General features: G+C 31.7%; 26 protein-coding genes. 15 read left to right on the top strand and 11 right to left on the bottom strand.

Annotation, left to right across the window (positions count from 1 at the left end; genetic code table 11):
* Window positions 1–77 precede the first annotated feature (77 nt).
* Window positions 78–1,952, top strand: coding sequence for a leucine-rich repeat domain-containing protein (locus M0M44_RS06205; RefSeq protein ID WP_248728985.1), 1,875 nt, complete (start codon window positions 78–80; stop codon window positions 1,950–1,952).
* A gap of 230 nt (window positions 1,953–2,182) precedes the next feature.
* Window positions 2,183–3,508 carry a T9SS type A sorting domain-containing protein gene (locus M0M44_RS06200; RefSeq protein WP_248728984.1) on the top strand — a complete coding sequence of 442 codons (1,326 nt, stop codon included), beginning with the start codon at window positions 2,183–2,185 and terminating at the stop codon, window positions 3,506–3,508.
* Between the two features lie 74 nt (window positions 3,509–3,582).
* On the opposite strand, the gene M0M44_RS06195 is transcribed toward M0M44_RS06200, so the two are convergent.
* Both M0M44_RS06195 and M0M44_RS06190 read right to left on the bottom strand, forming a co-directional pair.
* Complete coding sequence (locus tag M0M44_RS06195) at window positions 3,583–4,440, bottom strand: MBL fold metallo-hydrolase (protein ID WP_248728983.1); 858 nt, start codon at window positions 4,438–4,440, stop codon at window positions 3,583–3,585.
* A 77-nt stretch (window positions 4,441–4,517) separates the two neighbouring features.
* A complete protein-coding gene (locus M0M44_RS06190) occupies window positions 4,518–5,432 on the bottom strand; it encodes a coiled-coil domain-containing protein (RefSeq protein ID WP_248728982.1) in 915 nt (304 codons plus the stop codon).
* Between the two features lie 319 nt (window positions 5,433–5,751).
* Here M0M44_RS06190 and M0M44_RS06185 point away from each other — a divergent pair, with 319 nt between their 5' ends.
* The 7 genes from M0M44_RS06185 to sufD all read left to right on the top strand — a co-directional run bounded on the left by M0M44_RS06185 (window position 5,752) and on the right by sufD (window position 10,755).
* Window positions 5,752–6,081, top strand: coding sequence for a HesB/IscA family protein (locus M0M44_RS06185; RefSeq protein ID WP_068841559.1), 330 nt, complete (start codon window positions 5,752–5,754; stop codon window positions 6,079–6,081).
* 86 nt (window positions 6,082–6,167) lie between these two features.
* Entirely contained in the window at window positions 6,168–7,616 is a 1,449-nt protein-coding gene (gene sufB / locus M0M44_RS06180; RefSeq protein WP_248728981.1) for a Fe-S cluster assembly protein SufB, read from the top strand.
* Window positions 7,617–7,629: 13 nt separating this feature from the next.
* A complete protein-coding gene (locus M0M44_RS06175) occupies window positions 7,630–7,836 on the top strand; it encodes a DUF2683 family protein (protein ID WP_248728980.1) in 207 nt (68 codons plus the stop codon).
* Window positions 7,827–8,099 carry a Txe/YoeB family addiction module toxin gene (locus M0M44_RS06170; RefSeq protein ID WP_248728979.1) on the top strand — a complete coding sequence of 91 codons (273 nt, stop codon included), beginning with the start codon at window positions 7,827–7,829 and terminating at the stop codon, window positions 8,097–8,099. The genes M0M44_RS06175 and M0M44_RS06170 overlap by 10 nt, the downstream gene beginning before the upstream one ends.
* A 65-nt stretch (window positions 8,100–8,164) precedes the next feature.
* Window positions 8,165–8,911, top strand: coding sequence for a Fe-S cluster assembly ATPase SufC (gene sufC / locus M0M44_RS06165; RefSeq protein ID WP_029271512.1), 747 nt, complete (start codon window positions 8,165–8,167; stop codon window positions 8,909–8,911).
* Between the two features lie 41 nt (window positions 8,912–8,952).
* Window positions 8,953–9,321: a four helix bundle protein gene (locus M0M44_RS06160; protein WP_248728978.1), complete on the top strand. Its 369-nt coding sequence runs from the start codon at window positions 8,953–8,955 to the stop codon at window positions 9,319–9,321.
* 117 nt (window positions 9,322–9,438) lie between these two features.
* Window positions 9,439–10,755 (top strand): Fe-S cluster assembly protein SufD, encoded by a 1,317-nt coding sequence (gene sufD, locus M0M44_RS06155; RefSeq protein WP_113677126.1) that lies wholly within the window; start codon window positions 9,439–9,441, stop codon window positions 10,753–10,755.
* Window positions 10,756–10,860: 105 nt separating this feature from the next.
* On the opposite strand, the gene M0M44_RS06150 is transcribed toward sufD, so the two are convergent.
* Together M0M44_RS06150 and M0M44_RS06145 are read right to left on the bottom strand one after the other, a co-directional pair.
* A complete protein-coding gene (locus tag M0M44_RS06150) occupies window positions 10,861–11,037 on the bottom strand; it encodes a dolichyl-diphosphooligosaccharide--protein glycosyltransferase subunit 2 (RefSeq protein WP_248728977.1) in 177 nt (58 codons plus the stop codon).
* Between the two features lie 6 nt (window positions 11,038–11,043).
* The gene (locus tag M0M44_RS06145; protein WP_248728976.1) at window positions 11,044–12,393 is read right to left on the bottom strand and encodes a serine hydrolase domain-containing protein; all 1,350 of its coding nucleotides are present in this window, start codon (window positions 12,391–12,393) and stop codon (window positions 11,044–11,046) included.
* Between the two features lie 221 nt (window positions 12,394–12,614).
* On the opposite strand from M0M44_RS06145, the gene M0M44_RS06140 reads away from it, so the two are divergent.
* The 6 genes from M0M44_RS06140 (at window position 12,615) to M0M44_RS06115 (ending at window position 16,733) form a co-directional block, all read left to right on the top strand.
* Entirely contained in the window at window positions 12,615–13,829 is a 1,215-nt protein-coding gene (locus M0M44_RS06140; RefSeq protein ID WP_248728975.1) for an aminotransferase class V-fold PLP-dependent enzyme, read from the top strand.
* A gap of 85 nt (window positions 13,830–13,914) precedes the next feature.
* Window positions 13,915–14,268: a hypothetical protein gene (locus M0M44_RS06135; RefSeq protein ID WP_248728974.1), complete on the top strand. Its 354-nt coding sequence runs from the start codon at window positions 13,915–13,917 to the stop codon at window positions 14,266–14,268.
* A gap of 2 nt (window positions 14,269–14,270) precedes the next feature.
* Window positions 14,271–14,696 carry a SufE family protein gene (locus M0M44_RS06130; RefSeq protein ID WP_248728973.1) on the top strand — a complete coding sequence of 142 codons (426 nt, stop codon included), beginning with the start codon at window positions 14,271–14,273 and terminating at the stop codon, window positions 14,694–14,696.
* A gap of 87 nt (window positions 14,697–14,783) precedes the next feature.
* A complete protein-coding gene (locus M0M44_RS06125) occupies window positions 14,784–15,107 on the top strand; it encodes an SUF system Fe-S cluster assembly protein (protein WP_012023258.1) in 324 nt (107 codons plus the stop codon).
* 87 nt (window positions 15,108–15,194) lie between these two features.
* Entirely contained in the window at window positions 15,195–15,704 is a 510-nt protein-coding gene (locus M0M44_RS06120) for a DUF2480 family protein (RefSeq protein WP_163398525.1), read from the top strand.
* Between the two features lie 78 nt (window positions 15,705–15,782).
* Complete coding sequence (locus M0M44_RS06115; protein WP_248728972.1) at window positions 15,783–16,733, top strand: DUF3078 domain-containing protein; 951 nt, start codon at window positions 15,783–15,785, stop codon at window positions 16,731–16,733.
* A gap of 169 nt (window positions 16,734–16,902) precedes the next feature.
* Here the strand turns inward: M0M44_RS06115 and hflX are convergent, their stop codons facing one another.
* From hflX to M0M44_RS06080, 7 genes are all read right to left on the bottom strand, one after another.
* On the bottom strand, window positions 16,903–18,138 hold the full coding sequence (gene hflX, locus M0M44_RS06110) for a GTPase HflX (RefSeq protein WP_248728971.1): 1,236 nt from the start codon (window positions 18,136–18,138) through the stop codon (window positions 16,903–16,905).
* Window positions 18,139–18,301: 163 nt separating this feature from the next.
* Window positions 18,302–19,159: a hypothetical protein gene (locus tag M0M44_RS06105; protein WP_248728970.1), complete on the bottom strand. Its 858-nt coding sequence runs from the start codon at window positions 19,157–19,159 to the stop codon at window positions 18,302–18,304.
* A 233-nt stretch (window positions 19,160–19,392) separates the two neighbouring features.
* Window positions 19,393–20,388 (bottom strand): hypothetical protein, encoded by a 996-nt coding sequence (locus M0M44_RS06100; RefSeq protein ID WP_248728969.1) that lies wholly within the window; start codon window positions 20,386–20,388, stop codon window positions 19,393–19,395.
* Between the two features lie 6 nt (window positions 20,389–20,394).
* A complete protein-coding gene (locus tag M0M44_RS23820; protein ID WP_420842776.1) occupies window positions 20,395–22,311 on the bottom strand; it encodes an OmpA family protein in 1,917 nt (638 codons plus the stop codon).
* Window positions 22,312–22,614: 303 nt separating this feature from the next.
* Entirely contained in the window at window positions 22,615–23,247 is a 633-nt protein-coding gene (locus M0M44_RS06090) for a hypothetical protein (RefSeq protein WP_248728968.1), read from the bottom strand.
* Window positions 23,248–23,249: 2 nt separating this feature from the next.
* Window positions 23,250–23,741 carry a DUF4280 domain-containing protein gene (locus M0M44_RS06085; protein ID WP_248728967.1) on the bottom strand — a complete coding sequence of 164 codons (492 nt, stop codon included), beginning with the start codon at window positions 23,739–23,741 and terminating at the stop codon, window positions 23,250–23,252.
* Window positions 23,734–24,984: a hypothetical protein gene (locus M0M44_RS06080; RefSeq protein ID WP_248728966.1), complete on the bottom strand. Its 1,251-nt coding sequence runs from the start codon at window positions 24,982–24,984 to the stop codon at window positions 23,734–23,736. Before M0M44_RS06080 ends, M0M44_RS06085 begins: the two co-directional genes overlap by 8 nt.
* Between the last annotated feature and the right edge of the window lie 32 nt (window positions 24,985–25,016).

Genomic DNA, 25,016 nt, shown 5'->3' with positions numbered 1-25,016 from the left:
TTAATACGTCTTTCCGTAAAAAACAATAGTACTAATATTGTATTATTGTCTCGCTCATATTTACAACTTTTTAGCCTATGAAATCAAAACTACTTTTATTGCTATTTTTAGCAAATTTTTCAATTTATGCGCAGCAATACACATCTATTCCAGATGTAAATTTTGAAAACAAACTGATTGACTTGGGTATCGATTCTGGCACTGTAGACGGACAAGTTTTAACATCAAGCATTTCATCAGTAACTCGTTTGGATGTTTCAAGAAGTTCTATTTCAGATTTAACGGGAATTGAAGCCTTTACTTCTTTACAATCTTTAATTGCAAATCAAAATTCTCTAACAAGTGTCAATCTTTCAAAAAACACAAAATTAAATTATTTAGATCTTGGCAATAATCAACTAACAACATTAGATTTAAGTACAAATACAGCATTAGAAAATTTAGATTGTCAGAAAAACAAACTACCGGCATTAGATATTTCTAAAAACACTAATTTGACTATATTAAATTGTTCATCAAATGTATTAACCAATTTAAATATAACTGCAAATACATTATTAATTTCAATAAACGCTAAGAGTAATAAACTTACTTCTTTAAATACAGATAATAATTTAGCATTAAATTTTATAAGCTGTGGAGGAAATCAGTTAACGGCTTTGAATGTTGATAAAAACCTTACTTTGATAAGTTTATGGTGCGGAAGCAATAAATTGACAAGTTTAAACATCGACAAAAATCTAGAGTTGACAGATTTAAATTGTGGAATTAATGAACTTACAAGTTTAAATGTAACAAACAATAAAAAGTTATTTTCGTTAATTTGTCACCAAAATAAAATCAAAAGTTTAGATGTCTCTAAAAACACTCTATTAGAACAGCTGATGTGTCATTATAATGAACTGGCAAGCATTAATGTATGGCATAATCCAGAACTGTACATATTAAACTGTCATTTCAATAAGATTACAGATTTAGATATTTCCAAAAACCCAAAAATTATCGAAATATCCTGCAATGATAATGACTTAAAGTTCCTAAATTTAAAAAACGGAAATAACAATAATTTCCAGCTTTTATATACAACCTTTATCAATAACCCAAAATTAACTTGTATTATGGTTGATGAAGCAACCTATTCTAATACAACATGGGCAGATAAAAAAGATGCAACTGCTACATTTAGTACTTCTTGTGAAAGATTCACATTAATTCCAGATGTTAATTTCGAAAATAAACTAATTGCTTTAGGTTTAGATTCTGGAGTCCCAGATGGAAAAGTATTAACTTCAAAAATTGATACTATCGAAGTTTTAGATGTTAATTCTAGAAATAGTAATGATAAAATTACCAATTTAACTGGTATTCAAGATTTCAAATCTCTTAAGTCTTTAGATTTTATGTCTAACAAAGTAACTACTGCAAACCTTTCACAAAACTTGGCATTAACTTACATTGACGCTGGATTTAATAATTTGACAACACTAGATATTTCAAATAATCTCGAGCTTTCAAATTTAAGCATCACTGGTAATAAGCTAACAATTTTAGACATATCACAAAATAATAATTTAATAGATCTTTTTTGTAGTTCAAATGAACTGAAAAACATTGATGTGTCAAATAATAAAAAATTAAGTACTCTTTGGTGTAAATCCAATTTACTGACAAGTTTGGATCTTTCTAAAAACACTCTTCTTAATTCCTTAGATTGCTCAGATAATAAATTTCTTACTATCGTGAATTTAAAAAACACAAACAACTCCAGATTTTACCCACATATCAGTTCTATTAATTTTACTTCCAATCGAGCACTTACTTGTATTATAGTAGACAATGCTATTTATTCTAATGAAAAATGGTCTACGTTTAAAGAATCAACAGCTCATATTCGGCTTTTGACTGTTCTCAAGTTACCGCAATACCAGATCCTGCTTTTGAAGATAAATTAATTGCACTTTCAATTGATACTGACGGTAAAAACGGATCTGTTTTAAACAGCAGTATTTCGGGTATAACTTCCTTAGATGTTTCTTCTAGTTCTATAAAAAACTTAACTGGAATTCAGGGCTTTACCAGTTTAAATACTTTAGAGTGTTCTGAAAATTTATTAACAACATTAGATCTTTCTCAAAATAAAGCGTTAACGCTTGTAGATTGTAGTTCTAACTCTTTAGAAAGTTTGTGTTTAAAGAACGGAAACAATACCAATTTCAGTCTAAATTCTAATTTTACTTCAAATCCCAGCTTAAGCTGTATCGAAGTTGACAATGTTATTTATTCAAATGACAATTGGGCCACTCTTAAAGATGCTTCTTCAAATTATAATGAAGATTGTACACAATACACTTTAATCCCAGATTCTAATTTTGAGGATGCGTTAATTGCTCTAGAAATTGATACCGATGGTAAAAATGGTAAAGTTAAAACAGAAAGCATTGTTGAAGTAACTTCATTAAATTTAGAAAGTTTAAACATAAGTGATTTAACAGGAATCGAAGATTTTAAAGCACTAATGTATCTAAATTGTAATTATAATAACATTAGAAACATCAATGTAAAACATAATAAAGCCTTAAGAGCTTTGAACTTATTTGAGAATCAATTAACAAGTCTTGATGTTACTGAAAACAAGGACATGTTCAACCTAACATTTAGCAAAAATCAGATTACTTCAATTGATTTATCGCAAAACACAAATTTACACTACTTAGTAGCAGATCAAAATCTCTTAACGAGTATAGACTTTTCAGCAAATCCTGAATTAGAAAGTATTTATTGTGGCAATAATAATTTAACGGTTTTAGATGTATCCAATCTCTCTAACTTGAATCAACTAAACTGCATCTATACTAATATTTCTGAGATTGACGTAATATCAAATCCAAAATTGGTCTGGCTGTATCTTAATGACAACAAAATTAAAGAGATTAATCTTAGTCAAAATCCTCTTTTAAAATATCTTAATCTAGGCAATAATCAATTGACGACTTTAGATCTTTCTCACAACCCTCTTTTAGAACTTATTTTCGTTGAAAACAATCCTTTAACATCATTAAATGTTCAAAATGGGAACAATAAAAATTTTATTCTGCCTTCTCAAACTGGTAAAAAAGCAGGATATGTTGATACAACCAGCTTCTTAAGAAACAGCAAATTGAGTTGTATTCAAGTTGATGATGTTGCTTATTCTAATGAAAATTGGGCTGGCATAAAAGATGCTACAGCAGCCTACTCATCATCATGTAAATCATTAGGTATTGGCGATTTAGTATTCTCTAGAGCTACAATATATCCAAACCCAACAAAAGGAGAACTAAACATTAAGAATATCGCTTTAGACAAAGCAACAGTTTATAATTCTTTAGGGCAATTAGTAAAATCTTTTACTTTAAACAATGCAAAAACAGATAATACGATCGACTTATCTGGCTTGCCTAGAGGAATTTATTATGTGTATTTAATTAATGGAGATGCCGCTTCTGCTAAAAAAGTTATCGTAGAATAATCATCACCTCTTAATAACAAAATCCCATTTTCATTCTGTTGAAAATGGGATTTTTTTATATCTTAAAATTTCTTCTAAAGAATCTCTTCGCAAGTAAAAACATCTTTTAATCGAACACCTTTTTCGGTGTGTTCCACAGTTATAATTTGATTGTGAGCATCATGTTCTAAAAACAAATAATGATTCTGATCTGCCGCTGCGTTTAAAAACTTCGATTTCTCTGGCATTGTCAGTAAAGGTCTTGTATCATATCCCATTACATACGGAAGCGGAATATGTCCAGCTGTAGCCAATAAATCAGCGCAAAAGACAATGGTTTTCTCTTTATATTTAATGTACGGAATCATTTGCTTTTCGGTATGTCCGTCTACGTAGTAAATATCGAAACCTAATTCTTTTGAGAAACCAAAATCAGATTCTGGTCTTTCAATAAAATTCAATTGTCCGCTTTCCTGCATTGGCAAAATATTTTCAGACAAGAAAGAAGCTTTTTCTCTTGCGTTGGGTTTTGTTGCCCATTCCCAATGGTATTCGTTTGTCCAGAATTTAGCGTTTTTAAAAGCAGGTTCATAACCTGTTTTATTGGCATTCCATTGTACACTTCCTCCGCAATGATCAAAATGAAGATGTGTCATAAAAACATCTGTAATATCATCTCGGTTGAAACCATATTTTGCCAAGGATTTATCTAAAGAATGCGATCCCCAAAGCGAATAATACCCAAAGAATTTTTCTGATTGCTTATCGCCCATTCCCGTGTCAATTAAAATAAGACGATTTCCGTCTTCAATCAATAAACATCGTGCAGCAATATCAATTAAGTTATTGTTATCGGCGGGATTGGTTCTATTCCAAATCGTTTTAGGAACAACGCCAAACATTGCGCCTCCATCTAACTTAAAATTTCCAGATTCTATTGGGTAAAGTTTCATGAGAATGATTTTCTAAAACAACAAAGCTAGAAAATTCAAACTCCTTTTGCTAAATTTAAAGCTAAAAAACTTTCAGACTATTCTAATGTAATAGAAGTGCTACCCATTATGTCCTGCTTATCAAAATAATTTATAAAATAAGTCCCTTTCTTAAAACCATCTGCATTTAAAATTCCGTAAGCATTGAGAGATTTACCTTGAAAATCGGTGCTAACAATAAAACTATAAACTAGTGCTTTATCATTTCCAAATTCTATCAACTTATTGTCACCCAAAACTGTATTCTTTTGGTCTAAAACCTGAACATAAAAAACTCTTTTTCCTGTCTTTGCAACGGCATTTCCGTTAACGGTAAAACTAATTTTAAGTTTCTTTGTGTTCTTTGCTTTTGTCGTTTCTAGTTCTGCTCCAGAGTTCTTTTCCCGAAGCGCAATTGCTTTAAAATTGCTTAAATAAAGTTTTGAAGCATCTTTTAAAGTCGATTCCAATTTCACTTGTTTAGAAATCAAAGTGTCATTCTCTGCCTTTTGTTTGTACATGACAACATTCTGACTTTCTATTTCAGTCAATAAATTTTTATTCTGAGATTTTAGCTGCTTAATCTCTATGACCTTACTATCCAATGAAGATTTTAGCCCCGAAAGCTGATTTCGATAAATTCTAATTTGATCTGCCGACGGATTTTGCGAAACTTTTATAATTTCCATTAAATTTTCGACATTCTTACGTTCCAGTTCCAACTCTTTAGACAGGGCTGTATTTTCTTTAATGACCAGATCGTATGCCGTTTTTAGTGCACTCAATGAATCTAAAATGTTTTCCTGTTCCGTTCTTTCATTATTAATTACTAAAGCTTTATCGCCTTCAGTTTTAACTTCTTTGTTAATTTTATCAGATTCACTGCTAAAAACCAATACTGCAGCACCTAATCCAAAAACAAAAATTACTGCCAATAAGGGGTTTAGCCACTTATTTTTGTGTTGTTTTTTCATAATTACTCACAATTTTCTGCAAAAGTACCGAATAAATAAGGACTATAATCAGTAGAAATACTTGTTTTTTAACATTTAGGAGCGATATTTGCAGCAAGATTCTAAAAACAATTCCTTTTCGGATTTTGATTCCAATTTTGTCAAAATAAGTATTATCTATTTTCACATTTGTTATAATAATGTGAACCGTTATGGAAAAAGGTTTTTAAGTCGTATCTTTGCAGATAATTTCTATTTAACATTGAAAATTAGCGTTTTAAATCTGTAATAAATTCATTACAGACAAAAAATGTTCATTAAAAACAAACATCTAAGAACAATGATAAAAGTTTCTGATACTGCCAAAAAGAAAATCATCGACCTGATGACGGATGATGGTTTTGACGCCGCAAGCGACTACGTAAGAGTAGGCGTGAAAAGTGGTGGATGCTCTGGTTTGTCTTACGATTTAAAATTTGACAAAACCAAAGGAGATGACGACAAAATATTCGTTGACAACGACATACAAATTGCTGTAGAAAAAAAATCATTCCTTTATTTAGCTGGGACAATTTTAGAATTTTCTGGCGGATTAAACGGAAAAGGATTTGTTTTCAACAATCCGAACGCAAGCAGAACTTGCGGATGCGGAGAATCATTCTCTCTTTAGTCAAAAGCGGAAAGTTATAAAGTCATTAGAGACTTCAATTGACTTTCGAACTTTAGACTTTAAAACATTAGACAATAACAAAAATAATGAGCAAATACACCGAAGACGATTTAAAGATCGAACTGGAAACTAAAGAATACGAGTACGGATTTTATACCAATATAGAATCTGAAACTTTCCCTATTGGCTTAAACGAAGAAATTGTAAGAGCTATTTCTCTTAAAAAAGAAGAACCTGAATGGATGACCGAATGGCGTATCGAGGCTTTTCGTGCTTGGAAAGAAATGATCGAGCCTGAATGGGCAAACGTACATTACGAAAAACCAGATTTTCAGGCAATTTCTTATTACTCAGCTCCAAAACAAGTAGATCCTAATAAAACTTTGGATGATGTTGATCCAGAATTATTAGAGATGTACAAAAAGTTAGGAATTTCTATCGATGAACAAAAAAAGATGAACAATGTCGCTATGGATATTGTAGTCGATTCTGTTTCTGTAGCCACAACGTTCAAGAAAACATTGGCAGAAAAAGGAATTATTTTCTGTCCGATTTCTGAAGCCATCAAAGAACATCCTGAATTAGTAAAAAAATATTTAGGAACTGTTGTACCTCAAAAAGACAACTTCTACGCAGCATTAAACTCAGCGGTTTTCTCTGACGGAAGTTTCTGTTATATTCCAAAAGGTGTAAAATGCCCAATGGAACTTTCAACTTACTTTAGAATCAATCAGGCAGGAACGGGGCAATTTGAAAGAACTCTTGTTATTGCCGATGAAGGAAGTTACGTTTCTTATCTTGAAGGATGTACTGCTCCAAGCCGTGATGAAAATCAATTACACGCTGCTGTAGTTGAATTAATCGCTTTGGACGATGCAGAAATTAAATATTCTACAGTTCAAAACTGGTTCCCTGGAAATAAAGAAGGAAAAGGTGGAGTTTACAACTTTGTAACTAAAAGAGGTTTATGCGAAACAAACGCTAAAATTTCTTGGACACAAGTTGAAACAGGTTCTGCTGTAACTTGGAAATATCCTTCTTGCGTATTAAAAGGAGATAATTCAGTAGGAGAATTTTATTCAATTGCTGTTACTAATAATTTCCAACAAGCTGATACTGGAACTAAAATGATCCATTTAGGAAAAAACACTAAATCGACTATTATTTCTAAAGGTATTTCGGCTGGAAAATCACAAAACAGTTACCGTGGTTTAGTGCAAATCTCTCCAAGAGCTGAGAACGCAAGAAACTTTTCTCAATGTGATTCATTGTTAATGGGTAATAATTGTGGCGCGCATACTTTCCCATATATCGAAAGTAAAAATCCATCAGCAAAAATCGAGCACGAAGCAACTACAAGTAAAATTGGAGAAGATCAGGTATTTTACTGCAACCAAAGAGGTATTCCAACTGAAAAAGCGATTGCCTTAATTGTAAACGGTTTCAGTAAAGATGTATTGAATAAACTTCCGATGGAATTTGCTGTAGAAGCTCAAAAATTATTAGAGATTTCTTTAGAAGGATCTGTGGGATAAAAAACAAAGCGATATGGACATCATCTTAAAAAATGTAAAGAAAAAAGATTTCCCAGTCTTTCAATCACTGGCAAAATCTCTTGGTTTTGAAATTGTTGAAGAAAATGAAAAACCATATAATCCTGAATTTGTGCAAGAAATTTTACAGGGACAAAAAGATATAAAAGAAGGCAGAGGAATTAAAATGACAATGGAGGAATTAAAAGCTTTATGCAAATAATATTTACTCCAAAAGCTAAAAAAGATTTAGACTTTTGGGTCAAATCTGGAAATAAAAATATTCTCAAAAAAATAAATGCACTAATCGAAGATATACAACTCCATCCTTTTGACGGAATTGGCAAGCCCGAAGCTTTAAAGTATAATTTAACGGGAATATGGTCAAGACGAATTGATAGAGAACATCGATTAATCTATGAAATCATAGATGAGAACACAATTGAAATACTAAATATCCTTTCCCTGAAAGGACATTACGAATAAAAAAATAAAAATGGCAATCTTGGAATTTCAAATTTTCCAAATTATCTAATTTTCAAATAAAAAAGATGTTATCAATAAAAAACCTTCACGCCTCAATTGGTGATAAAGAAATCCTTAAAGGAATTAATATAGAAGTTAAAGCTGGAGAAGTTCACGCGATAATGGGACCAAACGGTTCTGGAAAAAGTACACTTTCTGCTGTTATTGCAGGAAACGAAAACTACGAAGTTACAGATGGAGAGGTAATTCTTGACGGAGAAGATCTTGCTGATTTAGCTCCTGAGGAAAGAGCACACAAAGGAGTTTTCCTTTCTTTCCAATATCCTGTAGAAATTCCTGGAGTTAGTGTTACAAACTTTATGAAAACTGCTATCAACGAAACTCGTAAAGCAAACGGTCAAGAAGAAATGCCAGCAAACGAAATGCTGAAAGTAATTCGTGAGAAATCTGAATTATTAGAGATCGACCGTAAATTTTTATCTCGTTCTTTAAACGAAGGTTTTTCAGGAGGTGAGAAAAAAAGAAACGAGATTTTCCAGATGGCAATGTTAGAGCCAAAATTGGCTATCCTTGACGAAACCGATTCTGGTCTTGATATCGATGCTTTAAGAATTGTGGCGAATGGTGTAAACAAATTAAAAAGCGACAAAAACGCAATTATCGTTATTACACACTACCAACGTTTATTAGATTATATCGTTCCTGATTTCGTTCACGTTCTTTACAACGGAAGAATCGTAAAATCTGGCGGAAAAGAATTGGCTTACGAATTGGAAGAAAAAGGATACGACTGGATTAAAGCGGAGAATTAATATAGTCTGAAAGTCGAAAGTCAAAAGTCGAAAGTAGAGCAATGAGTAAATTTAAATCTTTTGAAGAAATAAATTCTTGGCAAAAATCCAGAATCTTCAATAAAAAAATATATTTGATTACTGAAAATTCTAATTTTAAAAAAGACTTTGATTTTGTTAGACAAATAAGACGTGCATCGCTTTCTATATCATCAAATATAGCAGAGGGCTTTGAGAGAAATACAGATAAAGAATTTGTTTATTTTTTACATGTAGCCAAAGCATCCGCAGGAGAAGTCAGATCTCAATTATATTTAGCTTTTGATTTAGAATACATTATAAAAGAAGAATTTGAAATGCTTTTAGAATCGATAACAGAAATATCGAAGCTACTAAGTGGTTTCATAAAATATTTGAGTCAAAAGTCATAAAGTCAAAAGTTGTACAGTCTGTTTAGACTCAACTTAGTTTATGATTTTTTCACAAAAATAGTCGACAATCTAAAGTCTTTCGACTTTCGGCTTTCGACTTTAAGACTAAAAAGAACAATGGATTTAAAAGAAAAATTAGTATCGTCTTTTATGGCTTTTGAGGAGCGTGTCGATGTACATTCAGATTTACATGACATACGCACAAATGCTTTAAAAAACTTCGAAAATAAAGGTTTCCCAACCAAAAAAGAAGAAGCTTGGAAATATACATCGCTAAATGCCATCTTAAAAAATGACTTTACGGTTTTTCCTAAACAGGAAAATGCAATCGAATTTAATCAGGTAAAAAAATACTTTTTACACGAAATTGACACTTATAAATTAGTGTTTATTGATGGGGTTTTTAGTTCGCATTTATCTTCTACTACGCATGACGGAATCGATGTTTGTTTGATGTCATCGGCATTAACCAAACCAAAATACAAAATGGTTATTGATACCTACTTTAATCAAATTGCAAGTAAAGATGACAGCTTGACTTCATTAAACACTGCTTTTGCAATTGAAGGAGCTTTTATCAATATTCCGAAGAAAAAAGTAGCCGACAAACCAATTGAGATTATGTATTTCTCAACAGGAAACGAAGCTGCCTTAATGGTTCAGCCAAGAAATTTGGTTATTGTGGGTGAAAATTCACATGTACAAATTATCGAGCGTCACCAAAGCTTGAATGAAAACCCAGTTTTAACAAACTCTGTTACTGAGATTTTTGCTCAAAAACGTGCGATTGTTGATTATTACAAAATTCAAAATGATAATAGCGAAGCTAACTTAGTTGACAACACTTATGTTTCTCAGCAACAAGAAAGTCACGCTTCTGTTCATACATTTTCGTTTGGTGGAAATTTAACTCGTAACAACTTAAACTTTTACCATTTTGGAGAAAGATTGACAAGTACGCTTAACGGAATTTCTATCTTAAACGACAAACAACACGTTGACCATTACACTTTGGTAAACCACGCAACTCCAAACTGCGAAAGTTTCCAAGATTATAAAGGAATTTTCTCTGATCGCTCAACAGGAGTTTTCAACGGAAAAGTTTTGGTAGAAAAAGAAGCTCAGAAAACAAACGCTTTCCAAAAAAGCAACAACATTTTATTGAGCGACAAAGCTACTATCAACGCAAAACCACAATTAGAGATTTTTGCAGATGATGTAAAATGTTCTCACGGTTGTACTGTTGGACAGCTTGATGAAACAGCAATGTTCTACATGCAGTCTCGTGGAATCCCGAAAAAAGAAGCTAAAGCTTTATTGATGTACGCATTCTCAAATGCCGTAATCGAAAGCATCAAAATACCTGAATTAAAACAAAGGATTACTAAAATCATTGCTATGAAATTAGGAGTGAACTTAGGATTTGATTTGTAGTCAGGTTTTACCGCAAAGACACAAAGGTTACGCAAAGTTCGCAAAGGTTTATTAACAAAACTTTGCGAACTTTGTGCTTTTTACCTTTTACTTTACGGTAAAACTTTATTTATTTTTTACTCTTAAAATAAACGATATAAATCCTAAAAAGATTAATCCTAATCCCAAATAAAAACAAATAGTACTTATTGGATGTCCAAGTTTTGTAGTAAAACCAAAGCCTCCAATAAACCAACCAATTATAACAATGAAAACTGGAAACAAAACATTACTTCTTTTCATTTTACATTATTTCTTCACACTCTCAATTACCTCCTTCAAAAACCCATTAAAATCAAAACTTTTATCACCTTCTCTTACTCCCATTCTCACAATCACCATATCCAGAGACGGAATAATAGCCACCATCTGTCCTTGATAACCACTGCAATAAAACATATCACGAGGAACATCTGGGAATTTCCCGCCCGCGTTTAACCAAAACTGCGCTCCGTATTTACCCTCAGAAGTATTCGTTGGAGTTGCAGTATATTTTACCCAGCTTTCGTCTAGAATTTGCTCACCGTTCCAGTTTCCTTTTCTTAGATATAATAATCCAAATTTAGACCAGTCGCGCGGTGTTGCCCATCCGTATGATGAACCTACGAAAGTTCCGCTCATATCCTGCTCCACAATCATCGAGTTCATTCCGATTTTGTCGATTACGGCGCTGTACCAAAAATCAAGATATTCTTGCTGCGTTTTAAATTGTCTTCTTAAAATCAGGGATAATAAATTGGTTGTTCCAGAAGAATAATTCCAATGTGTATTGGGTTTAAACTGCGCCGGTTTATCCATTTGTACTTTCCCCATATCTTCCGCCTGAAAAAGCATTTTAGTGGCATCGCAGATTGTGCTGTAATTCTCTTCCCATTCTAAACCAGAATTCATGTGAAGCAAATCGTTAAGCGTAATATTTTTGCGTTCATCATTTTTCCACTCGGCAACTGGAGCAGGTTTATAAATGTCGATTTTACCTTGTTTAGCCAAAACACCAAAAGCCGAACTTGTAATGCTTTTCGTCATCGACCATCCTAAAATTTTACTATCTTTATTAAACCCTGTATCATATTTTTCGGCAATTAATTTGTCTTTATATAAAACTACAACAGCGCGAGTTCTTTTTGTTCCGCCACTAGGTTTATCAAAAGCATTATCAACCGCTTTTTTTAATTTGGAATAATCAATATTCGAAAATGCGGTATCTTTTGGCTCCTGATTTCCGTATGGAAAAGGAAGATTATTTTCTAGTTTTGTTCTTTTTGGAAGAAGATACGGTTTCGAAATATCAAAATCATCATTAATCAAAACAGCACCTAAACCTTCTCTGTAAATCGCTTTTCTCTCTTTTAACCCATAAACATTTGAAGTTGCAAATTTTCCTGCCTCATCAATGGAGTTTTTCGCCAGATCAATCATATCAATATCATTGTCGGTTTTTTGGATTAAATCCAGCGGACGATTATCTATAAAATGTCCTGAGGCGACACTTTTGGCAGAAAAACCAGAAATCAAATCCAGCTTCGGATAAGTGGTAAATCCGAAATACAAAAAAGCAAGAACCACAACAAGCAAAAGTACTTTGAGAAATTTTTTCATGATGATTTAAGTTATTTTTAATGCAATATAAATAATTTATGTTCACGATTTTAAGCATCAAATTATAAAACTGTTTCAGATAATTCAGAAAAGCGAACTGATTTTTACAAAATCATCATTTAAGCCTTTAATCAATGGCATCATAAAAGGAAATTATAGAATTGCTGTATAAACAAATTTAGTTTTAGTACTTTTGTAAATAGATTTTTTCTAAATAAGACATGCTAGATATTCAAAAAATAAGAGCTGATTTCCCGATACTTTCTCAAACTGTAAACGGAAAGCCATTAGTATATTTCGACAACGGAGCTACTTCGCAAAAACCACAAGTTGTGATCGATGCTGAAGTAAAATATTATAACGAAATTAATGCCAATATTCATCGTGGCGTACACACTTTGAGCCAGTTAGCTACTGACGCTTATGAAGTCGCACGCGGAAAAGTAAAAGACCATATCAACGCAAAACATGCTCATGAAGTTCTTTTTACTTCGGGAACAACTCATGGAATTAATTTGGTTTCAAATGGCTTTGCTTCCATTTTAAAACCTGGCGATGAAGTTGTAGTTTCTTCATTAGAACATCACAGCAATATTGTGCCTTGGCAAATGTTATGCGAGAAAACTGGAGCAATTTTAAAAGTTATTCCAATCAATGACAATGGAGAATTAATCATTGAGGAATTTGACAAATTGCTTTCAGAAAAAACAAAAATAGTTACCGTAAATCATATTTCAAATGCATTGGGTGTAATCAATCCAATCAAATATATTATTGATAAAGCACATGCTGTAGGCGCAGCAGTTTTAATTGACGGCGCGCAAGCTGTTCCGCATTTAAAACCAGATGTTCAAGAATTAGATTGTGATTTTTATGCTTTTTCTGGCCATAAAATGTGTGGGCCAACAGGAACAGGAATTCTTTACGGTAAAGAAGAATGGTTGAACAAACTTCCTCCTTACCAAGGCGGCGGTGAAATGATCAAAGAAGTTACTTTCGAGAAAACAACTTACGCAGATTTACCTCATAAATTTGAAGCAGGAACGCCAAATATTGCTGGCGGAATTGTTTTGGGAACTGCAATTGATTATTTAAACGAGATCGGTTTTGATAAAATTCATGAATATGAAAATGAATTGTTAGAACATGCTACAAAACGTCTTAACGAAATTGAAGGCATCCGAATTTACGGAAACACCAAAAATAAAGCTTCTGTAGTTTCATTTAATATTGATGGAATTCATCCGTATGATGTTGGTTCTATTATAGATAAATTAGGAATTGCCGTGAGAACAGGACATCATTGTGCACAGCCAATTATGAATTTCTTCTGTATTCCAGGAACAATTCGTGCCTCTTTCTCTTTTTATAATACAAAAGAAGAAATTGACGCAATGATTGATGCTGTGAAAAAAGCACAAACCATGTTAAGCTAAAAAAAAGAAACCTATGAGGATATTATCACTATTGCTTTTAACTCTTTTTATTGCAACTGGGTGTTGCAGTCAAAAAAAGACCGATATGAAATCGACACAAATTGAATATTCTGCTCATTCTAGAGGTTATTTTAAAGTGATAACTGTACAAGATAAAACGGTTTCGGTTGTTAAGGAACGTAATACGGAAGCCGTTAAAAGCAATATTGATGATGCAAAATGGAACAAAATTGTTGATGCGTTTTCAAAAGTAAATTTAGAAGGACTTTCTACTTTAAAAGCACCAACTGACAAACGTACTTATGACGGTGCTGCAATAGGAAATTTAAAAATAGTAAAAGACGGAAAAATGTATGAAACTCCAGGTTTCGACAATGGTTTTCCTCCAAAAGAAATCGAAAAACTAGTAAATTTATTAGTTGATTTTTCTAAAGAATAATTATGACAATAAAAGAAATACAAAACGAAATAATAGACGAGTTTTCAATGTTTGATGACTGGATGCAACGTTATGAATACATCATCGAATTAGGAAAAAGTCTTCCGTTAATCAAAGAAGAATACAAAACCGACGATAATTTAATTAAAGGCTGTCAGTCAAAAGTTTGGCTGCAAGGAGAACAAAACGATGATAAAATTGTTTTTACAGCAGATAGCGATGCTATTTTGACAAAAGGAATAATCGCAATTTTAATTCGTGCTTTTTCCAATCAAAAAGCAAAAGATATCCTAGAAGCCGATACTGATTTTATCGATGAAATTGGATTAAAAGAACATTTATCTGCCACACGCGCGAACGGTTTGGTTTCGATGATAAAAAACATCAAAATGTATGCTTTGGCTTTTGATGCAAAAAACAAAAATTAAATTTCTTCTGCCACAAATTACACGAATTAACACTAATTTTTAATTCGGAAAATTTGTGAAATTCGTGGCAAAAAAACAAATAATAAAATGGAACAAGAAATAGACACAAACGAATTAGGAGAATCAATTGTAAGAGTTTTAAAAGGTATTTACGATCCTGAGATTCCTGTAGATATTTACGAACTAGGATTAATTTACGATGTTATGGTAAACACAGATTACGAAGTAAAAATCCTTATGACACTTACTTCTCCAAACTGCCCAGTTGCTGAAAGTTTACCAAGAGAAGTAGAAGAAAAAGTAAAAACAATCGAAAACATTAAAGACGTAGACGTTGAAATTACTTTCGATCCGCCTTGGAGCAAAGATTTAATGAGCGAAGAAGCAAAATTAGAATTAGGAATGCTTTAAAAAAATATTTGTTTCAGGTTTCAGGTTTAAAGTTTCATGTTACTCAACTTGGAACTTGAAACCTCAAACTTGAAACTAACTTTTCATATGGAAGAAATTATCAATAAAGTTGCCAATAGTGCTTTAGAAGTTTTTGATTTAGAGGATTATTATCCGAAAGGAATGCGTGTGCAGATTGACATTTCGCAATGGCTTTTGGAAGGTTTTTTATTGAAAGAAAAAGACTTTAGAGAACACCTTAAAAATCATGATTGGTCACAATATCAAGATCAATATGTTGCTGTACACTGCAGTACAGATGCTATTATCCCTGCTTGGGCTTTAATTTTAGTGAGTGTTCATTTGGCTCCTTTTGCAAAAAAAGTAGTAAACGGAACGATTGAAGATCTTGACGCAAGTCTTTACGAAGAAATTTTAAGCAAAATCGATTATTCTGTTTACAAAAGTAAACCCGTTATTGTAAAAGGCTGTTCTAGAAAGCCAGTTCCAATGCGAGCTTATATTTTGGCTACTACTTATTTACAGCCATTTGCCCGCAGTATTATGTATGGCGAAGCATGCTCTGCAGTACCTTTATACAAAGAATCTAAGAAATAACCTGCAATAATGGCTTAACATCTCTTAACTTTCCATTGGTTTTTAGTATATTTGATCATACACTCTAAACTAAAAACCATGAGAAAGATAACCTTATTACTTTTCATTTTAGTAAACATCACTTTTTTACAAGCCCAAAATTCAGAAAAAGAGTTAATTCAAAATACCGAAAAAGCAGTAAAAAAAATTAATGATACTATAGAAGGAGAAGGCTGGAAAACAAAAGGAACTGTTTCCCTTCTATTAAACCAATCAAGTTTTAACAACTGGATTGCAGGAGGTGAAGACAGCTTTTCTGGAACACTTGGAATCAATTACGATTTCAACTACAAAAAAGAGGATCTAACTTGGGACAACAAAGTTTTAGCATCATACGGTCTACTTCAAACCAAAAATGATGACTTCACAAAAAAAACAGATGACCGCTTAGAATTCAATTCTATAGTTGGAAAAAAAGCTTTTGGACAATGGTACTATTCATACTTCCTAAATTTCAGGACACAATTTTCAACTGGTTACATTTATGATCAAGATGCCAATGGAAAGCAAATAAGGACCGAACAAACCAAATTTATGTCTCCTGGATATCTTACCACGGGTCCTGGTATTTACTGGACAAAAGACGACAATCTTAAAATAAATTTTGCGCCGCTAACTTCTAAATTTACTTTTGTAGACAATGCCTATACAAGTGGAATTGATAGATTTACTGGTCTGCCATATGTAGATGGCAGTTATTTTGGCGTTGACGAAGGTAAAAGCATGCGTTACGAACTTGGTTTTTATGCTTCAGTTTATTATAAACTGGCAATCATGACCAACGTAACTGCTGAGAACACGCTTAATCTTTATTCCAATTATCTCGAAGACCCACAAAATGTCGATATAAATTATTCGCTAAATGTTATAATGAAAATCAACAAGTTTTTGTCTGCTAATTTATCTTTTCAAGCTATTTATGATGATAATGCATTTGCTGGACTTCAAACAAGAGAAGTATTTGGTTTAGGAGTTAATTTCGGATTTTAATCTGAAAAATGGAAACCGCTAATATTTTACCGCAAAGAGCACTAAGGTTTTCATAAGCTACGTTTTATATAAAATGCAAAGTTCGCAAAGCTAAATCTACATATAGCTTTGCGAACTTTATATTTTCTGATTATACTTAAATAATCCTAGCGTTCTTTGCGATTAATAACTATTCCTCTTCTTCATCCTTTTCAACTGCATCCTTATAATCAGGATACAAGAAATTGTTATAAGGAAAACGCGTTATATGAATCTGACGAACAGCTTCATAAACTGTTTCTCTAAATTCCTCAAAGTTTTCTTTGTTTCTGGCTGAAATAAATAAAGCTTTATCGTGACCAACATTGCTCATCCATGTCTGTTTCCATTCATCAAGCGTCCAGTGCCTTCTGGTTCTTTCTGTAATCAAATCATCTTGGTCAATAGTAAGATGTTTGTAAGCATCGATTTTATTAAAAACCATGATCGTTGGTTTGTCGTTGCTTTTTATTTCCTGCAAAGTCTTATTTACAGATTCGATATGATCTTCAAAATCTGGATGCGAAATATCTACAACATGCAGCAATAAATCGGCTTCACGAACCTCATCTAGAGTACTTTTAAATGAATCTACCAATTGTGTTGGCAATTTTCTAATAAATCCAACGGTATCAGAAAGTAAAAAAGGCAGGTTTTTAATAACCACTTTTCTAACGGTAGTATCTAAAGTTGCAAACAATTTATTTTCAACAAAAACATCACTTTTACCAACTGCATTCATCAAAGTCGATTTTCCAACGTTAGTGTATCCAACCAAAGCTACACGAACCATTGCACCGCGATTGCTTCTCTGAATACTCATTTGTTTGTCAATCGTTTTGATTTTATCTTTCAGCAATGAAATTCTGTCACGAACAATACGTCTGTCTGTTTCGATCTCCGTTTCCCCAGGTCCACGCATACCAATACCTCCTTTTTGACGCTCAAGGTGTGTCCATAAACCAGAAAGTCTTGGTAATAAATATTGACATTGAGCCAGTTCTACCTGAGTTCTCGCATAAGAAGTCTCTGCTCTTTGCGCAAAAATATCTAAGATTAAGTTTGTTCTGTCTAAGATTTTAGCATCAATAATTCGTGAAATGTTTTTTTGCTGTGATGGTGTCAATTCATCATCAAAAATTACAGTCGATATTTTGTTCTCTTTTACAAAAAGATTAATGTCGTCAATTTTTCCTGTCCCAACAAAAGTCTTCGGATTAGGACGCTCCATTTTCTGCGAAAAGCGTTTAATAACTTCACCTCCTGCGGTAAAAGTTAAAAACTCCAATTCGTCTAAATATTCATTTAGTTTTTCTTCACTTTGATTCTGAGTAACAATACCAACAATAACTGTTCTCTCAAAATTTATAACTTCTTTTTCTAACATAGTCTTGAATAAGGTGCAAATTTAATCATTTGTCGGCTACAATCAATTATACAATTTTGTTTTTACATTTATATTAGAATAATAAAGTTCAAAAAAAATGGAACCCGTCAAGACAAACTCAACAAGGTTCCACTTATCAATAAATGGTCTAAGTTTAAAACCTTTATTCGTAAATAAACGTTTTTTCCGTTTTCACAATTCCGTTTTCTTCTATTTGAGAACAAGAAATTGGGTAATTTAATTTGTTGTATTTATATTTTCTGCTCACCGCAACTAAAGCTGTAGATGATGGGCTGAAATTCATTTCGTTATTATAAGAAATAGATTCGAACTCAAATTCCTCTTCATGATAAGAAATCATCGGAACAATAACTTTGTAATTATCTCCAAAAAGACTCTGAACGATTAACTGGTCAACCGACTTTTTATCATCATAAGTAAATGATTTAGAGATTTTATCTCCAACCAATCCTTTATGTCTTGATACATTATCGTTTACATAAACATATTCTAATTTTCCAACAATAGCCTTATTTCTATCTCGTGAAGTACGTCTTACAATAATTCCGTTTTCAACAAGATATTCAATATCGTCTACTAAATTCTGATGGTTGGTACTCTTTTTTGTAGTTACTTTTACCCTTGCTCCTTCGTATACAAACGAAACCACTTTTGTAATATAATTAGGTCCTTCCTGATATTTTTTCACAAATTTGGTAATGTTGTTATCAGCGTTGTAAGTATAGTTAATTACTTCTTTCCAATCGCTTCCAACTTTGTCTTTTACAGTCATATCTAGCAAACCGTTTTTGTTGTAATAGAAATGCTGTACAACATCTGAAGTAGTTATCGTTTGAAGTTTACCGTCTTTAAAAACCATTGTTTTGTTAACAATTTCGCCGTCTTTAGAGTTTTGGTAATTGGTTTTTACAATGTTAATCTGCTTTAGTTTAACGTCGTCTTGACTGTGCATCAAGCAAGGAAACACCATCATTAAGATGGCAATAAAGTAGGTTTTCATATTTGTTCTTGTATTGATTTGGGACGACCAAAATACAAAATTCAATTAGATTTTAACGTTTTGAAATACAAAAACTACAAACTTTTCAACAATACCTTAAAAATCAGCAGATTATTTTCATTATTCTAAATTACTTCTTACTTCTCTCCAAATATCTTTACATCATCTACCATAAAAGCGCCATTTAATGTTTTGTCTTTTCCCGAACCAATATATTTAAATGCAACAATGAATTAAAAAATCTTAAATTCTTTTTCTCCTTTTGGAATATAAAAATAGCGATTACAAAATAATGCTTTTACTCCTTGTCCTTTATCAAATTTAGCCCATAAAGAAGTATTACCTCTTAATCTTGAATCTTTAGATTCTTGCATCAAAACAACTAATTTACCATCGGCAAAAAATACCATTTTATAGTTCTCAATTGGCTGCATTTCAAACGTTGGTTGTTTATAAGAATTCATAAGCATTTCCCAAACTTCATTTATCTGCTCTCGAGTTTGATATTCAGATATAAATTGATTTTTTAAATTGTCAAAAGATATTCTTGCTATATCATCGTAATTCTTACTTTGATAAACTTCTTTTATTTTTTTATAATTTAATAATAGTTTCTTTTCTAATGTTTCTCTGTCCAATTCTTTTAAATTTTGAGCATCTTCAAAACCTTCAAGTTCATAAGGCACTTTTGCTACAAAAGTAAAACTAGCTTCAAAATAAGACTTACCTGCGCTCTGAAAACTATTGTTTTCAGCCCCATTGCTAGTTTGTATTCTTATAGTAGGGGTTTCATAAGACGATATTTTTTTTCCATCAATGTCCCTTTTATTATTATCAGATTCTGTTATTTGTATTTTCATCTCCGTATCCGCAACTAAGGTTGAAAAATCTATTAAACCTACCTTTCCAGCTGGATACAACCTAAAAGTAACTTTTTGAATGCCACTTTTAAAAATATAATTATTTATATCTAATGTTTTACTTTGAGATTCTTTTTGAAAATTTTTATTTACTGGAAAATCATTAATTAAGATTTCAGAAAAACATGAGTTTTGTATAAATGTTAAATAATACATAGGCTCATAGTCATAGTGTTTTACATTCGAATATAATTTATTTACAATATTTTTTTCCGTTATTTCTGAATTTTGCATATTTGTGTTTGTTGAATTTTGACAAGATGATAAAATACTTATAGTACATAAAATGACCACAAAAGTTAATTTCATAAAATATTAGTTTTGTTGTTTAATTTGAAAAAGTTGAATTGAATTTAGTATTATTGTTTTATCTTTAAATATAATGAAATCAATTGGCTCGCCATTGTTTGGCGAATAATCGTAATCTATTAAATCATCATTTTTAGCTTGTATACTTCCAGTAAAGGTTCCTTTAAGTCCAGAAAATTTCAGTATTTGCTCAAGATACAAACCTTTGCCGTTTTTTTTATCATATCCAAATTTTGAAATTAAAATAGCTTCACAATCTACTTTTAATGAAATGTTAGCATTAACTTTCGTTTCTAAGGGCGAAAATTCAAAGAATTTTCTAGAATAGTCTCCATCTAGTGAGATACTACCTTTTATTTTTTTACTATAAGTTGTTGAATTATTTTCAACTAAGGCACTAAACTGATCTTTTAAACTATACTGCTCGGTCAACACATTATATTGTAAATTCTGCTCCAAATTTATCTCGCCACACATATGTAAAGTAAGCATAATATCATTTTTACCTATTTTAGATAATGCATCACTTATGGCTTTATTTTTCTTTTGCTTGTCTTGATCTTTTTCTTCTTTTGTTGCATTATCAAAAAGAAGGCTTTTTAATGTGTATTTCTTTTCATAATTTATTGCAACCAGTGGATCTGCTTTTATATTGGCTTCAAGAATTAATGAAATTCTTCTGTCTGCCATCATTTTATAATACATACCTGTATTTATAGCAATAGATGAAGGCACTAATTCTGCGCCAGCGTCATTAATATATTTAGATATCTTTTTGACTTTAGTCACAATCTTGGCTAGTTTACTTTCCGCACTTTTTCCTCTTGTGAAATAAAGCATTAGTAAATCAATTATAATTCCTAGGGCTACAAATTCATAAATTATATACGCTGCGATATATCTTGTCGTATTATTTGTTTTTATAAAATCTAATTCTGTTCCCTTCAAATTCAAGGCTTCTCCTCTCTTCTCTAACTTTCGATCAAAAATAGCATGTAAACCAACATCATAAATTTTTGCTTGCTTTTGAACATACGGAAGGAAAACTTCCTTTGCAAGCCAGCCATTAGGAAGAAAAAACATTAATTTACCAAATAAAGAATTACTTATTTCGGTGATTTCTTGTTCGATACCATTTTTTAGTTCAAAAGCTTTGTTATGAAAATAATACGGTGCTTTTACATTTTCATCATTTTTTTCTTGGTGCATATAGTTATACTGGAAATGTCCGATCCAAACAATATCTGGATAGGCATTTATAACTAATGTTGGATTTTTAGTAATCGAATAGTAAGTACAAGAATGTAAATAATAGTGGTAGATATTCTTGTAACTTATACCAAATACAAGAGCATCTGTAATTTTGGGAATTGTAGATATTCTCGAATGCAGTTTAAGAATTATATCATTAGGTTTATCTCGTTTTAAACTATGTGAATCTAACTCTTGGTAACTATCATAAGAAATAATTTTATCTAAATGATCTTTTGTTTTATGACATCCTTTTCTTGTAAACCCTTCAATATCAATGCGAAATGTAGCAGGCATTTTATAACTCGGAGCAATTACATCATGAACAAGCGCTTTTGCATCATTTTCAAAAAGTTTAAATCTTAGGGTCGTTCTACGGTTTTCCTGATGCAGTGCTTCAGAAATATGATCTCCTTTATGAATTAATTTAGTTTTTCCATAGCCTTTGGCAGAGATTATAGTAGCAGGAACCCCCTTTGATATTAAATACTTTACAACAGAATCTGCTCTTTTGGCAGACAAGTCCATATTGTATTCATCTGTTCCTCTAATGTCGGTATGTGCGCCCAATTCTACTGGCAGCAAAGGCGGTTCTTTTAAATAAACAGCAACTTTATCTAAAATAGGTTTTGCATCAGAACGAATCTCCCATTTGTCATAATCATAATATATTTTTTCAAGCGTATCAAAATTGTCATTTGGATTTACTCTTCGAATAAATTTCCCTTCATCAAAAATTACCTCATAATCTTCATTGTAGGTAATCCCTATTTTTGTAAACTTACAACTTCCAGGATTTTTTTCATATTTTTTTTGTTCGCTTTGTACTTTTGCTTTACTGATTCCTGTCTCAATTTTAATAGGAACGAGTTCAGTTTTATTTTGTATACGCAGATAACGAGCATGATAAACATCATTATTGTAGTCTTTGATATATTCTTTTGTCGATGGGTTTTTAACTTTAATATAAAATTCTCATACTTCATTTGTTTTTTTCCAACTTATTGTATCTGTTAAGATAATATCAATTTCACCATTTATAACTGGAATTTGAGTATAAACTTTTATCTGTTGGTCATCTGCCGCTTTGTTTCCTCCTTTTACTCTTCGATAAACTTCAATAATTATATTATTGTAACCATTCAATCCTTCGGTATCTAAATGAAGATAAACAGGATGTCCATAAGAAAATTGGTGAGACAATCTAACATCTTTTCCTTTTGTTTCAGTTGCCCATGAACTAGAAACTATTCGTGGTTCACACCATCCGCTAATAACTAAGCCGGCAGATCTTGAATAATCTAAAGTAGGCAAACTTGCCTGTAAATAATAAGCAAATGGACCACAAAGCTTTTTAGGTAATGTTATACTATAAGCATCCTCAGCTTTCTTATATATTTTAAGAATACTTTCTCTAGGTGTATGGGTTTGAAAGTGCCAAAGAATATTTCTTTTTTTATCTTCTTCATTGGTTCCATCATGCCATTCTGCAATTTTAAAATATACAAATTGATCCGCATGTATTATCGCTTTTTCATTTGCAACAGAACCTCTTGTAATTACTTTTCCTTTCCTTGTCCATTCAATTTTTTTTATTCCTCTTGCCATACTTATTTTTGTTCTATTCCTATAAAATCGTACTTTGGTTTATCAACCGCATTTAAATCCAGCAATGGATTAATTTTATTCTGCACATCAGGATTGGCTTTTACAAAGTTTTGTTTTGATGGTTCTGCAATTTGTCCATGATTAATTATTTCTATACAGTCAGGTAATCCCATTGCACAAGTTGCCCTGCTATCTTCAAGCAATATTTTTCCTTCATTACTTAATGTAACTTTTTCATAGAATTTTCTCCATTCTGTTATTTGAACTTGACAGGGTAAATAATCACTACCTGAAGGCTGCTTTTTGCATTTACCAAATGTATTTTTCTCGAATGTTTTGCCAATATCTTTTGTTGTGGCAAGCAGTTTCTCACAGTCTTTATCATTGGCATAATGCTTTGATTGTGTTTTTACTTTCAAAATGTCTGTTTTCGGCTCAACACTCAATGTACACTTACAAATAGCACCTTGAACTACCATATGTTTATCACTCATAGTTATGTTTTTGAAGTTTTAGAAATATCCAAATTAGAACTGACAGCAAGGTTACGATAAGAACTATGATCCAAAAAAATTCTCGAAATAAGCTGGGTTCTTTTTTTTGCATAGGTACATGCAGCTTAATTTTACCATCAAGGATTAACTTTCCTGTTTCTTCCAAACCAGAAATTGTAATTGCAATTTTTTGTGGTATGTCAAGCTTTATTTCACACTCTAGAAAGAGGCTTTCAACAGTATTCGTATTAGGATTTAAAAAATAGTAAGCTTCATAAATTGCTTCCAATTGTTCAGATTTATTTTCTTCTAAACTATCATATGGAAAAAGTAAATTATTTTCAAAATCATTTTTGCTTCTCTCATCAACAAGAACTCCTTTTTGAGTAATATTAACCAAATTGTATTGATCTACTTTTGGCATAATAGTTTGTTCAACTTCAAATTTCACTTCTCCAATTTTCTTAGAAATAGGAAATCCAATAACATTCTTTATTGTTAAACTTTCTTTGTATTCAACATTTAAACCATTAAAAAAAGCTCTTAAAAACCAATCATTTAGAAATGATTCTCTTATAATATCATTATCGTCTAATTTTAATTCGAATGCTTTCAAACGCTCTTCGACTATTTCACCTTCAAATTCTTTCAGAACTTCTTTTTTAACATCATTCCAACGTTCTCGAATCTCATCAAAATTGTTTATATCAATACATTTTCCATTTGAATCAACGATAACATCAATGGGATAAAATACTTTTGCAGTTTTTTCAGCCAGCTCGTCAGCCATCGATTTTTCGTAATTTTCATTTACAAACAAGGCTTTTCTATCAATCTCTATAAGTGAATAGCCATTTTTATCTGTAGCTAGCCACTTTACATCAATTTCTTCCTTTATTGAATTTTTTTCGGAGCCTTTTTCAATATCATACATCGCCAAATATCTTTTATTTAAGTGCGATGGAAGGAAAGGTAGTTTGAAATTCTGAGTAGAAAAATGGATAGGTTCACGATGTGCTTCTATTTTCTCCTTTTCTTCTTGTGATTGAATAATAAGAAATTTCAGATGTCTTGGAAAAGTCGGTCCAATACAATCTTCAACGGATTCACAGTAACGATTATGATAACTTCTTAAGGCATACAAATCAATGTCTAGCTTTTCGGCTACACTTTCTGGCGTATCTCCCTCTTGGATTTTATATGTTAAAAAATCATCATAAGAAAAAGGTTTCATGTAAGACATATCTTATATTTAAGAAGGTCAAATATAAGGAT

Origin of the sequence: Flavobacterium humidisoli (assembly GCF_023272795.1) — a bacterium.
Classification (GTDB): domain Bacteria; phylum Bacteroidota; class Bacteroidia; order Flavobacteriales; family Flavobacteriaceae; genus Flavobacterium; species Flavobacterium humidisoli.
The sequence above is the reverse complement of the archived record's forward strand: the minus strand, read 5'-3'. Positions and strand labels throughout refer to the sequence as shown.